At 62.1% G+C, this 12,271-nt stretch carries 13 protein-coding genes; 4 read left to right on the top strand and 9 right to left on the bottom strand.

The features are described from left to right. Nucleotides 1–53: 53 nt before the first annotated feature. The 6 genes from acpS to rpoZ all read right to left on the bottom strand — a co-directional run bounded on the left by acpS (nucleotide 54) and on the right by rpoZ (nucleotide 5,181). Nucleotides 54–467 carry a holo-ACP synthase gene (gene acpS, locus EOA13_RS02460; protein WP_127289367.1) on the bottom strand — a complete coding sequence of 138 codons (414 nt, stop codon included), beginning with the start codon at nucleotides 465–467 and terminating at the stop codon, nucleotides 54–56. Then, nucleotides 464–1,063: a DUF2062 domain-containing protein gene (locus tag EOA13_RS02465; RefSeq protein ID WP_127289369.1), complete on the bottom strand. Its 600-nt coding sequence runs from the start codon at nucleotides 1,061–1,063 to the stop codon at nucleotides 464–466. The genes acpS and EOA13_RS02465 overlap by 4 nt, the downstream gene beginning before the upstream one ends. Before the next feature lie 255 nt (nucleotides 1,064–1,318). After that, nucleotides 1,319–1,720, bottom strand: coding sequence for a VOC family protein (locus tag EOA13_RS02470; RefSeq protein WP_127289371.1), 402 nt, complete (start codon nucleotides 1,718–1,720; stop codon nucleotides 1,319–1,321). Nucleotides 1,721–1,770: 50 nt separating this feature from the next. Beyond that, a complete protein-coding gene (gene pyrE, locus EOA13_RS02475) occupies nucleotides 1,771–2,349 on the bottom strand; it encodes an orotate phosphoribosyltransferase (RefSeq protein ID WP_127289373.1) in 579 nt (192 codons plus the stop codon). Nucleotides 2,350–2,437: 88 nt separating this feature from the next. Beyond that, the gene (locus EOA13_RS02480; protein WP_027038039.1) at nucleotides 2,438–4,666 is read right to left on the bottom strand and encodes a bifunctional (p)ppGpp synthetase/guanosine-3',5'-bis(diphosphate) 3'-pyrophosphohydrolase; all 2,229 of its coding nucleotides are present in this window, start codon (nucleotides 4,664–4,666) and stop codon (nucleotides 2,438–2,440) included. A 113-nt stretch (nucleotides 4,667–4,779) separates the two neighbouring features. Then, on the bottom strand, nucleotides 4,780–5,181 hold the full coding sequence (rpoZ, locus tag EOA13_RS02485; RefSeq protein WP_013532591.1) for a DNA-directed RNA polymerase subunit omega: 402 nt from the start codon (nucleotides 5,179–5,181) through the stop codon (nucleotides 4,780–4,782). A gap of 326 nt (nucleotides 5,182–5,507) precedes the next feature. Between rpoZ and EOA13_RS02490 the strand changes: the two genes are divergently transcribed. The 3 genes from EOA13_RS02490 (at nucleotide 5,508) to EOA13_RS02505 (ending at nucleotide 7,406) form a co-directional block, all read left to right on the top strand. After that, nucleotides 5,508–6,089 (top strand): NYN domain-containing protein, encoded by a 582-nt coding sequence (locus EOA13_RS02490; RefSeq protein WP_127289375.1) that lies wholly within the window; start codon nucleotides 5,508–5,510, stop codon nucleotides 6,087–6,089. A gap of 11 nt (nucleotides 6,090–6,100) precedes the next feature. Then, complete coding sequence (locus EOA13_RS02495; protein ID WP_127289377.1) at nucleotides 6,101–6,757, top strand: uracil-DNA glycosylase; 657 nt, start codon at nucleotides 6,101–6,103, stop codon at nucleotides 6,755–6,757. Nucleotides 6,758–7,100: 343 nt separating this feature from the next. Next, the gene (locus EOA13_RS02505) at nucleotides 7,101–7,406 is read left to right on the top strand and encodes an addiction module antidote protein (protein ID WP_023812859.1); all 306 of its coding nucleotides are present in this window, start codon (nucleotides 7,101–7,103) and stop codon (nucleotides 7,404–7,406) included. Between the two features lie 55 nt (nucleotides 7,407–7,461). On the opposite strand, the gene EOA13_RS02510 is transcribed toward EOA13_RS02505, so the two are convergent. Genes EOA13_RS02510 through dapA form a run of 3 tightly spaced genes read right to left on the bottom strand, consistent with a single transcriptional unit; the run spans nucleotide 7,462 to nucleotide 9,571 of the window. Beyond that, nucleotides 7,462–8,169, bottom strand: a complete 708-nt coding sequence (locus tag EOA13_RS02510; RefSeq protein WP_127289379.1) for a GH25 family lysozyme — start codon at nucleotides 8,167–8,169, stop codon at nucleotides 7,462–7,464. A 15-nt stretch (nucleotides 8,170–8,184) separates the two neighbouring features. Further along, nucleotides 8,185–8,664 carry an SsrA-binding protein SmpB gene (gene smpB / locus EOA13_RS02515; RefSeq protein WP_013532594.1) on the bottom strand — a complete coding sequence of 160 codons (480 nt, stop codon included), beginning with the start codon at nucleotides 8,662–8,664 and terminating at the stop codon, nucleotides 8,185–8,187. Nucleotides 8,665–8,689: 25 nt separating this feature from the next. Beyond that, nucleotides 8,690–9,571, bottom strand: a complete 882-nt coding sequence (gene dapA / locus EOA13_RS02520) for a 4-hydroxy-tetrahydrodipicolinate synthase (RefSeq protein WP_127289435.1) — start codon at nucleotides 9,569–9,571, stop codon at nucleotides 8,690–8,692. 284 nt (nucleotides 9,572–9,855) lie between these two features. On the opposite strand from dapA, the gene EOA13_RS02525 reads away from it, so the two are divergent. Continuing rightward, nucleotides 9,856–11,925: a lytic transglycosylase domain-containing protein gene (locus EOA13_RS02525; RefSeq protein ID WP_127289381.1), complete on the top strand. Its 2,070-nt coding sequence runs from the start codon at nucleotides 9,856–9,858 to the stop codon at nucleotides 11,923–11,925. Nucleotides 11,926–12,271 lie beyond the last annotated feature (346 nt).

Raw genomic sequence — 12,271 nt, forward strand, 5'->3', positions numbered from 1 at the left:
GTATAGAGTCTCGGCGCGCGCTGGGCAACGTCAATGCCGGTCGTCAGAGGCAATCAATGTGGCGCTTCTTCGACGGGCAGCGCCTCGATGATCACAAAGGCTTGAGCGAGCGGGAAATCATCCGTGATGGTGAGGTGGATTGACGCCCGATGGCCCTTTGGCAGGATTTTGTCCAGCCTGGCCTGCGCCCCTCCAGTCAGCGCCATTGTCGGCGCGCCACTGGCCAGGTTGACGACACCCATGTCGCGCCAGAACACGCCCTGCGCCAGACCGGTGCCCAGCGCCTTGGCGCAGGCCTCCTTGGCAGCGAAACGCTTGGCATAGGAGGCCGCGCGCGCCCGCCGGTTTTCGGAGCGGGCCTGTTCGATCTCGGTGTAGATTCTCTGGATGAAGCGCTGGCCGTGACGCTCCAGTGACTTCTCGATACGTCTGATGTCGATCAGGTCGCTGCCGATGCCGATGATCATCGCGCAGTGGAACCGATGCTTGCGCCGGGATGGGACGATTGCGCATGCCGGCTTGCACGCTCGGACAGACGCTTGCGCCGCTGTTCGCGGAAAGCGTTCATGCCCCAGCGCGTGATGGCGTAGAACAGCAGCCCGAAGGCGAGCCCGAGCGGAACCGCGCCGATCAGCATCGGTTCAAGGACCGGTTTCCACAATTGCGCGAAGGAGAGGTTATGCAGCATCTCGCCCAGATGTGCCGGCGGCCCATGCGTCGGCAAGCGGTCATGCAGGATGAGCTTGCCCGTTTCCCACGACGCGCCCCATAGCAACGGGAAGGTTAGCGGGTTGCCGAAAAAGACCGCGCCAAGCGCCGCCGCCACCAGATTGCCGGCGATCACCCAGCACAGGATGGCAGCGATGATGAAATGGAAACCGACGGGAAAGAATGAAGCGAAGACACCGGCCGCAACACCGGCCGCAACCGCATGCGGTGTGGCCTTCAGCCGCAGGATGCGCTTGGAAAAATACTGAAGCGAGCGCGAAAACGAGCGGCGCGGCCAAAGGTAGGTACGCACCCGCTCATAAAGGCCATCAGGCTTGCGGCGTCGAAAAAGCACTCTGTTCCCGTTCCACAGCGCCCGCAACGGCATCTTCAGCCAGGCGTGGCAGCCACATCTTGCGCTTGACGATCACCCTATGGCAATCGCCACCTTATATAACGACGCGCTGGCGCAAGAACAACCAAACACCTTCTATGCGCCGCGCTTGTCGCCGCCCTTCGGGGCGGCAGGTCTTGCTTCGAACATTGGATAATCGCGGCGAATTTAGGGAACCGGCAGTCGCATCGCCGAAAGGCGCATCGCCGCCGGCGGCTACCGCAGGTATTCGCTGACCTCGACCAGATTGCCGTCTGGGTCACGGAAATAGACCGACATCATAGGACCTCTAGCCCCGACACGTTCGACCGGGCCGAGTTCCACCGCCACACCATTGGCCGCGAGGCGGGCACGGACCTCATCCAGTGGCCGGTCGGTGATCAGGCAGAAATCACCTGATCCTGATGTCGGCGACTTCGCCTTGGGCTCGAAAGTGCGGCCGACCTCATGCACATTGATCTTATGGGTACCGAAAGCCAGCGCCGTCGGCCGATCCGCCGCGTCGATGCGCTCAAAACCCAGCACGCGCTGGTAAAACTCACAGGTCGCTTCCAGCGAAGCGACCGTCAGCACGAAATGATCGATGCCGGCGATCATTTCCAATCTGTCTTCACGCATGTCGCTTTCCCCAAAACCGCCACACACTGTTGGGCGAAAAAAATGCCCCGTCAGATGTTGCGGCTGCCGGGCTTGATCGCCGGGATGGCGGCAAGCTCCGGCGGCAACCGGTCGGCCGGATAGGCCGGGACCTCATACTCGGCAAGCGCGATGAGCGGCACACCGACATCGGTCTTGCCAGCCGAACGATCAATGATGCAGGCTGCGGCTACCACCTCGGCGCCAAGATCGCGCAGGCACTCGATGGTCTCACGGATCGACAGGCCGGTGGTGACGATGTCCTCGACGATGACGACACGCGAGCCCCTGGCGATCTCGAAGCGGCGCAAGCGGAACTTGCCGCCTTCCCGCTCGACCCAGATCGCCGGCACGCGGAGATGACGCGAGGTCTCATAGGCCGGAATCAGCCCTCCGATCGCCGGGCCGACGACATAATCGATCTTGCCTGGCACGCCAGCGCGGATCTTCTCGGCCAACGCCTTGCACAGAAGCTCGGTCTTGTCGGCATGCATGAACACGCGCGCCTTCTGCAGGAAGACCGGACTGCGCAGGCCCGAGGTCAAAATGAAATGCCCTTCCAGAACAGCACCCGCCTCGCGGAAAATGCCCAGCACTTCATCGGTGTTCATGTCTGCCTCTTTTTGATTGACCATGATCTCTGGACAAACGGTTCCCGTTTGTCCGAGAAAACTGGTCTCCGCTTTTCAGGATCATGGTCTAGCCGTTCACGCGCCTCGCATCGCTGACGCTGGAATTGTCCTTGAGCTGCGACAGCAGCCGGTTGAGGTGCTTGAGATCCCAGACTTCGAGATCGATCAGCATTTCGGTGAAGTCGGGCGCGGTGCGCACCATCGACAGCGTATGGATGTTGGCGTCGTTGGACGCAACCACCTGCGCTATATCGGCGAGTGACCCCGGCGCGTTGATGGCGGTGACCGAGACGCGCGCCGGAAAGCGTTCCTTGGTGCGCTCGTCGATATCCCAGCGCACGTCGATCCAGCGCTCGGGCTGATCGTCGAACGCCTGCAGCGCCGGCGACTGGATCGGATAGATGGTTATGCCGGTGCCCGGCTGGACGATGCCGACGATGCGGTCGCCGGGCACTGCCCCTTCCGGCGCGAAGCGCACCGGCAGATCGCCGCGCACGCCGCGGATCGGCACGGCGCCATCGCGCGGCTGGTCCTTGTCCTTGCGCGCGGCGCGACCAGGAATCTGGAACAGCATGCCGGCCGCATTGCGGATTTTCGACCAGCCCTCCTCGCGCGGCTTGGGGACGGCCGTGGTGACGCGCTCATCCTTGTAGTCGGGGAATACCGCCTTCATGACATCAGCGGAGGCGAGTTCGCCACGCCCGACGGAGGCCAGCACATCCTCGATGTCCTTGCGCGCCAGCCTGTGCAGCACCTGTTTCAGGCTCTCCTTGGTGAAAGTCTTGCCGGCACGCTCGAAGGCGCGCTCCAGGATGCGGATGCCGAGACCCGAATATTGCTTGCGGATGGCATTCTTGGTGGCACGGCGGATGGCCGAGCGCGCCTTGCCGGTGACGACCACCGATTCCCACGCCGCCGGCGGCACCTGCGCCTTGGAGCGGATGATCTCGACCTCATCGCCGTTCTTCAGCTCCGTCATCAGCGGCATGATGCGGCCGTTGACCTTGGCACCGACGCAGGTGTCACCGACATCGGTGTGCACCGCGTAGGCGAAGTCGATCGGTGTCGCGCCGCGCGGCAGCGCAATCAGCATGCCTTTCGGGGTGAAGCAGAACACCTGGTCCTGGAACAGTTCCAGCTTGGTATTTTCGAGGAAATCCTCGGGATTGTCGCCTTCGGCAAGCTGCTCGATGGTGCGCCGCAGCCAGGCATAGGCGTTGGTTTCCTTCGAAATCGCGTGGGCCGCGCCATTCGTCTTGCCGCCGGTGTCCTTGTAGATCGAATGGGCAGCGACGCCGTATTCGGCGATCTTGTTCATCTCTCGGGTGCGGATTTGCAGCTCGACACGCTGGCGCGACGGGCCGACAATGGTGGTGTGGATCGACCGATAATCGTTCTGCTTCGGCGTCGAGATGTAGTCCTTGAAGCGGCCCGGCACCATCGACCACGCGGTGTGGATGGCGCCAAGCGCCCGATAGCAGTCCTCGACCGTGTCGACGACGACGCGAAAGCCGAAGATGTCGGACAGCTGCTCGAAGGACAGCGCCTTGGCCTCCATCTTGCGGAACACCGACCACGGCTTCTTCTGCCGGCTCTTCACGCTGGCGTTGATCGCATGCTTCTCGAACAGCGTGGACAGAGCCTTTTCAATGTCCGTCAGCACGCCCTTGTTGCGCTCGAAGATTTCGGCAAGCCGTGCGGTGACGGCGCGATAGGCTTCCGGATTGATGAAGCGGAAGGCGATCTCCTCCAGCTCCTCGCGCATGCCTTGCATGCCCATGCGGCCGGCCAGCGGCGCGTAGATATCCATCGTCTCCTCGGCGATGCGCAGGCGCTTGGCTTCCGGCATGTGGTCGAGGGTGCGCATATTGTGCAAACGGTCGGCGAGCTTGACCAGCAGCACGCGGACATCTTCTGAAATCGCCAGCAGAAGCTTTCTCAGGTTTTCCGCCTGCTCGGCCTTCTTCGAGACGAGATCGAGCTTCTTCAGCTTGGTCAGGCCCTCGACAAGCTTGCCCATTTCGGGGCCGAACAGATCGTCGATCTCGGCCCGTGTGGCGGTCGTGTCCTCGATCGTGTCGTGCAGCAGGGCGACCGCGATCGTCGCCTCGTCCATATGCATCTCGGTGAGGATGGCGGCGACTTCGAGCGGGTGCGAGAAATACGGGTCGCCGGAAGCGCGCTTCTGGTGGCCATGCTTCTGCATGGCATAGACATAGGCCTTGTTGAGCAACGCCTCGTTGACGTCAGGCTTGTAGCGCTGGACGCGCTCGACAAGCTCATACTGACGCATCATGGGCGGGATCTCGCAGCGGTGAAATGAATCATGCGCCGCACTGCTGTACGGCGCATGTCATAGATAGCCACGAAACTGCCAGGACGGAAGTGCCGGATGCTTGATCCAGGCTCTTAGTAGTCGTCGCTCTTTTCCGGTGGCACCAGACCCTCGATGCCGGCCAGGAGATCTTCCTCGGTCATGCGGTCGAAGGTGATGTTCTCCTCGGCGTCATCGGCGTCGGTGGCAGCAACGGCGGTGCCGGTCTGATCGGCAATCGCCTCGCCATCGGCCTCGGGCTCGTCGACCTCGACATGCTTCTGCAGCGAATGGATCAGATCTTCCTTGAGGTCGTCGGGCGACAGCGTCTCATCGGCGATCTCGCGCAGCGCCACGACCGGGTTCTTGTCGTTGTCACGCGGCACGGTGATCGGCGCGCCCTGGCTGATCTGCCGGGCACGGTGGCCGGCCAAGAGCACCAGTTCGAAGCGGTTGTCGACCTTGTCGATGCAATCTTCAACGGTTACGCGGGCCATGGATTGCCCCTTTCATGCGATGGATTTGATGGAAAACAGGCGCGGTCCATAACCCGAACGCCGCCAAAATACAAGCATCATGGCAATGCCCGGGCTGCAGGGCGCCCAATCCTTCGTTCAAACACCGGATTCGGCAAAAACTGGCTGTGCTTATGTGTTCGGTATCCTGATCACAATTGCTTGCAGTGCCGCACGCGCCCTTGGATTGCCGTGAATCTGGCGCTATCTCGGATGCGTAGAGGTCAGCCGGTTTATTATGAGCCTGACCGAACGTCGCTATCGCATTTCGTTTAGACGGCCGTTTATTTCGAGAAGGAATATTTTCCATGTTCGACCCTCGTGAAAAAATCGCCCTATTCATCGACGGCGCCAATCTCTATGCGACGTCGCGCGCGCTCGGCTTCGACATCGACTATCGCAAGCTCCTGTCGAGCTTCCAGAAACGTGGCTATCTCCTGCGCGCCTATTATTACACGGCGCTGGTCGAGGATCAGGAATACTCGTCGATCCGTCCGCTGATCGACTGGCTCGACTATAATGGCTTCAAGGTGGTCACCAAGCCGGCCAAGGAGTTCACCGACTCGACCGGTCGCCGCAAGATCAAGGGCAATATGGACATCGAGCTTGCGGTCGATGCGCTGCAACTCGCCGATGTCGTCGACCATTACGTCATATTTTCCGGCGACGGCGACTTCCGCACGCTGGTCGAGGCGCTGCAGCGGCGCGGCCGCAAGGTGTCGATCGTCTCGACCATGGCCTCGCAGCCGCCGATGATCTCCGACGATCTGCGCCGCCAGGCCGACCATTTCATCGACCTGACGACCTTGAAGAACGACGTTGGCCGCGATCCTTCCGAGCGGCCGGTGCGCAGGCCCGAGCCGGCCGAAGTCGACGAGGATGATTACTGAGGCCGGTCGCCTTGACCGCCCTTTCCGCCTCCGAGCCCAGCCACGATTGCCCGCTCTGCCCGCGGCTGCATGACTTTATCGCCGAGTGGCGGCAGCGCGAGCCATCCTGGTTCAATGCGCCGGTGCCGACTTTCCTGCCCCCGGAAGGTGACGCAACGGTCCAACTGCTGATCGTCGGGCTGGCGCCTGGCCTTCGCGGTGCCAATCGAACGGGCCGTCCGTTCACCGGCGACTATGCCGGCGACCTGCTCTACTCGACGCTGATTTCCCACGGTTTTGCGCGCGGAGAGTTCAAGGCCCGGCCCGATGACGGATTGGAGTTGGTCGGCACCGCGATCACCAACGCGGTGCGCTGCGTGCCGCCGGAGAACAAGCCGGTGGGCGCAGAGATTGCCACCTGCCGGACATTCCTGGTGCCGACGATCGCCAGGTTCCCTAATTTGCGCGCCGTGCTGGCGCTGGGATCGATCGCGCATCAGTCGACCGTGCGGGCGCTGGGTGGGCGCGTCGCCGCCTACCCGTTCAAACATGGCGGGCAGCTGCCGGCCGGTGGCGTCACGCTGTTTTCGAGCTATCACTGCTCACGCTACAACACCAATACCGGCGTGCTGACCGAGGCAATGTTCGTCAGCGTTTTCAGCCAGATAGCGGCGTTCTTGGGCAAGTAGGCACGATAAGCAATCAGCTTCTCCCCTTGACAACAGTCAACCATGGTTTACAGTTACCATGATGCAGGTTTTCGAAACCGATATATTCAAACGCTGGCTCGAAGACCTCCGCGACGCGCAAGCAAAAGCCCGCATTGTTCGCGCATCGACCGACTGACTGTAGGCAATCCGGGAGACGTCAAGCCCGTTGGCGAGGGATCGACCATGGTCCTGGCTACCGCATCTATTTCCTCCAAGCAGGCAGCTTGTGCGTGCTGCTCCTTTGCGGTGGCGACAAAGGAACGCAAAGCAGAGACATCGCAGCCGCAAAAAAACTCGCCAAGGAATGGAAGGACAAGGCAATATGGCAATGAAAGTCACAGCCTTTGACGGGGCCGAATATCTCGACACTCCAGAGGCAATCGAAGCATATCTGGCAGCGACGTGCGAAGATGGCACCGCAGCGGAGATTGCTCATGCGCTTGGCGTCATTGCGCGTGCGCAGAACATGACGAGACTTGCCGAGAAAGCCGGTATGACGCGACAGGCTCTCTACAAGGCCCTGAGCGGCGAAGGGAATCCCGAATTCGCAACGATCATGAAAGTGGCCGAGGCGCTTGGTCTGAAACTGACCTTCGTGAGCGCGCAGGCAGGACGGAACGCTGCGTAACACGGATCAGCGCGCCGACATTTGGTTCTCCATCTCGCCAGCGGAATTCGTCTGATCAAGGTGCAGCGAACAGCTCGGCCAATTTCTCCGGACCACCCTGCAGCACATTCAGGTCGACATCGCCGTTGATGCCGTCGACGCGACCCCTGTTGTGGTACTGCCAGTAGACCCAGTCGTCGCGATCCGGCTCCAGGAGCAATGAGCGGAGCCAGAGCGGACGGGCAGCAATGCGCCCTGCATACGCTTCCGCTGCGTCGTCGGTCAGATAGACCACCGCCAGCTTGCCGAACGCCGCCTCGACTGGAGCGAGGAACGCGGCCAGTTCGGCGTTCAATTGTTCGGGCGTCGGCCGCTGCGGGCAGTTGCCGCCGAATTCGATATCGACCACGGGTGGCAGCAGGGACTGATCGTGCGGCACCACCGAGATGAAATTCTTCGCCTGGTCCGCACCCGGCCGGCAAAAGGTGAAAAAGTGATAGGCGCCGACGGCGAGACCGGCGGCCCGGGCCTCTTCCAAATTCCGTGCGAAAGCATCATCGACATGATCGCCGCCTTCGGTCGCCTTGATGACGGCAAAGGCGACATCGTCGGCGGCTACGCGCCGCCAATCGATCTGGCCCTGATGATGGGAGACGTCGATGCCCCTGACCGGATATTTATCGCGATCCGGCGAGAATGTGCGGAAGTAGAGATAGCCGCCTGCCGTGACGAGGCACACAGAGACCAGGCTCGCTAGACCGAAAAGAGCAATCCGGTTCGTCAAGCGAATGGCCCCAGCCTACCCACGCTCTTTTAAGAGCCGGCCCTTCTCGCGCGACCAGTCGCGCTGCTTCTCGGATTCGCGCTTGTCGTGCAGTTTCTTGCCGCGGCCGACGGCGAGCAACAGCTTGGCGCGACCCTGGTCGTTGAAATAGATTTTCAGCGGCACCAGCGTCATGCCTTCGCGGTCGACACTCTGCGACAGTTTCGCCATCTCGCGCTTGTTGAGCAGCAGCTTGCGGCGCCGGCGCGGCTCATGGTTGAAGCGGTTGGCCTGCAGATATTCCGGCAGATAGGAGTTGATCAGCCAGATCTCGCCGCCTTCGACCGAGGCATAGCTGTCCTGGATGTTGGCTTGGCCCTGGCGCAGCGACTTGACCTCGGTGCCGGTCAGCACCAGACCGGCCTCGACCGTGTCGAGCACCTCATAGGAAAACCGCGCCTTGCGGTTTTCCGAAACGGTCTTGTTGTTGGGATCGGCTTTTCTGACTTGATTCATGATGCGGAGAGGTGGCGCCTCATCCCTAGTTTATCAAGCCGGCGTGCTTCATCGCCGCATCGATCTTCTCGGCGGTCGACTGTTCGACCGTCATTAGCGGCGAACGCAGCACATTCTCGACCTTGCCCAGCTTCGACAGCGCATATTTCGCCCCGGACACGCCAGGCTCGATGAAGATCGCCTTGTGCAGCGGCAGCAGACGGTCCTGCAGATCCAGTGCCTTGGCGCTGTCGCCGGACAGCGTCGCTTCCTGGAATTCCGCACACAGCCGCGGCGCGACGTTCGAGGTCACCGAGATGCAGCCGACGCCGCCATGCGCGTTGAAACCAAGCGCCGAAGCATCCTCGCCCGAAAGCTGGATAAAATCCTTACCGCACGTGGCGCGCTGCTCGGAGACCCGTTCGACCTTGCCTGTGGCATCCTTGACGCCGACGATGTTCTTGAAGTCGTGCACGAGCCGGCCCATCGTATCCGGCATCATGTCGATCACCGAGCGCGGCGGGATGTTGTAGATGATGATCGGCAGCTTGGTGGCCCTGGCGACCGCCGCGAAGTGCTCGTACAGCCCGCGCTGGGTCGGCCTGTTGTAGTAGGGCGTGACAACGAGTGCAGCGTCCGCACCGGCCTTCTCGGCATACTGCACGAGGCCGACCGCTTCCTCGGTGTTGTTGGAACCGGCGCCGGCAACGACCGGTACGCGGCCCTTGGCCACCTCGATGCAGACCTTGACGACCTGGCGGTGCTCGTCATGCGACAGCGTCGGCGACTCGCCGGTGGTGCCGACCGGCACCAGGCCCGTCGTGCCCTCCGCGAGTTGCCATTCGACGAACGCGCGAAAGGCTTTCTCGTCGAAACGCCCGCTCTTTTCGAACGGTGTCACGAGCGCAGTAAGCGAGCCTCTCAGCATATCGTCCAACTCCTTGGGACTTGTTTGTTTATGCATGTCGTTGCCCCAAAACCGGTAACCACTTTTGGGCGACATGCATCGGCATTTTGTTGTGCGCGCCTTCTAGCCGAAAGCGAAGCGGCGCACCATAGTCTCGACATGGTTGCACGGCAAGCATTGCCATGGTGCCAGCAAGCGCAATTCGAACGGCCTCGATAACTCTTTGTTTACGAGCTCTTCACGACCTAAGTTTAGGCTTCGAGGCCTCTCGGCCTGCTGGTAAAAGCCAGGATTAGGATAAAGACATGCCGGCCAGTCGGCCTCATCTCTTCGCGCTGCTTGGCGCCACGCTCGCGCTGATGCCGGGCATGGCGATCGGCGGTAGCGTTGATGTGCAGGTCACCTCGGCCATCCCAATGCCAGGCTCGGTGCTGTTGCCAGGCTCGGCCGTTCCGATGCCAGGCCTCCAGGACAAGGCGCAACAGCCATCTTCGCCCAGCGTCGCCCTGCTGAAGAGCGGGCTGGACGCGCTGGCGGCTGGCAGCATTCCCGCTGCCCGTGCCATGCGTGATATTCTCCCCGCCCACTCGCTCGACCAGCACATCCTCGCCTGGGCGATCGCGCTCTACGGCGGCGACAAGGTTCCGAGCGGCGACATTGCCGCTGCCACAAAGATGCTGCCCAACTGGCCCGGTACCGTCGCCCTGCGCAAGAACAGCGAGCGCGCCCTCTATCGCGAGAACCCTGCGCCCGACATCGTTATCAGGGCGTTCGATGGCAGCCAGCCGCAGACATTCGAAGGCGTGATGGTTCTCGCCCGCGCCTATGTGGCCTCAGGCAATATCAAGGCGGCACGTTCGGTGCTGTCGCCGTTCTGGCGCACCGCGATCCTGGAAGCCAAGGACGAGACGGTGCTGATCAAAGAGTTCGGCAGCCTGATCCCGGCTGCCGATCATCGTTTTCGCATGGAGCGCATGTTCTATGCCGACCGCGCCAATTCCGCGCTGCGCGTCGCCGGCCTCGCCGGTGCCCAGCAGCTCGCGGATGCCTGGGCGGCGGCCGACAAAGGCGACAAGAACACCGTCAAACTGCTGAAGGCAGTGCCTGCGGCACAACGCTCAGCCGGCTACTTCTTCGCGCAGGCCGAATATCTGCGCAAGCAGGAGGATTTTGCCGGCGCCGCCGCCATTGTGATGCAGGCACCGGCCGATCGCGACGCTCTGGTCGATCCGGATGCCTGGTGGGTCGAGCGCCGGGTTTTGTCGCGCGAACTGGTCGACCAGGGCGACATGAAGACGGCATATCGGATCGTCGCCGCGCATGCCGCCGAAAGTGCCACCAATGCGGCGGAGGCCGAGTTCCATGCTGGCTGGTACGCGCTGCGTGGCCTGAATGATCCAAAAACCGCCGCAACGCATTTCGCCCGCATCGCCGACCTCGCACAAGGGCCGATGACGCTGTCGCGCGCCTATTATTGGCTCGGCCGTGCAGCGGAAGTCGGCGGTCCCGGCAACGCCAAGGACTATTTTGCGCGCGCCGCTGCCTACGGCACGACATTTTACGGCCAGCTTGCCGCCGAACGCGTCGGCCGGCAGGCGCTGAACATCGTCTATCCCTCGCCAAGTGCCGCCGACCGGCAGAATTTTGCCAGCCGCGAGGCCGTCAGCGCCATCAAGCGGCTGCAGGAGGCGGGCTACGACCGCTATGCCGAAACGCTCTATCGCGACCTGGCCGGGCAGTTGACCAGTCCGGGGGAACTCGCGCTGCTCGCTGTCCTTGCGGAAAAGCAGGGCAACCATTTCATGGCGCTGAAAGTCGGCAAGATCGCCGGGGCGCGCGGCATCGATGTCGGCGCATTGTCGCATCCGCTCGGCGTCATTCCCGATTCGGCCGACATTTCCGGCTCGGGCAAGGCGCTGGCCTATGCGATCGCCCGCCAGGAGAGCGAATTCAACATCGGCGCCGTGTCCAGCGCCGGCGCGCGCGGCCTGCTGCAGCTGATGCCGGGAACCGCAAGGCAACTGGCGAAGAAGGCCGGGCTGCAGTTTTCGCAAACACGGCTGACCACTGATGCCGGCTATAACGCGACGCTTGGTTCGGCCTTCCTCGGCCAACAGCTCGACCGCTTCAACGGCTCCTACGTGCTGACCTTCGCCGGCTACAATGCCGGCCCCAACCGGGCCAGCCATTGGGTGGCCAGGTATGGCGACCCACGCGGCAAGGACATCGACGCGGTCGTCGACTGGATCGAGCGAATTCCCTACACGGAAACAAGAAGTTACGTTCAGCGCGTGATGGAGAATTACGAGGTCTACAAGATGCGTATTTCGGGCAAATACGACATTGTCGGGGATCTGGTGAACGGGCGGGGTTGACGGCTCAAGAGGCGACTTCGTCGAAGCTGAAGATCTCCCCCCCTTGCGGGGGAGATGCCTGGCAAGGCAGAGGGGGGTGCTGTCCCTCGGCCTATCAGTTCAATGGCTCATTCCCAGTAATGGGCCAAGGTTGGCAATCCTTCACACCCCCTCTGGCCTGCCGGCCATCTCCCCCGCAAGGGGGTGTTTGGACCGGAGACATCGCGAACAGGTGTGCGGGGACATCGCGAACAGTTTTGTCACTTATCGTCTGCAGAGGTTGAGGTCGACTGTTTCTATTTTCTGATGTCTGAAGAAGGCTTGGAAGACGCCGTCCTTGCCGGTGGGGGTGAAGGCCACGGCTTTC

Source organism: Mesorhizobium sp. M7A.F.Ca.US.011.01.1.1, from assembly GCF_003998295.1.
In the GTDB taxonomy this organism is placed as follows: domain Bacteria; phylum Pseudomonadota; class Alphaproteobacteria; order Rhizobiales; family Rhizobiaceae; genus Mesorhizobium.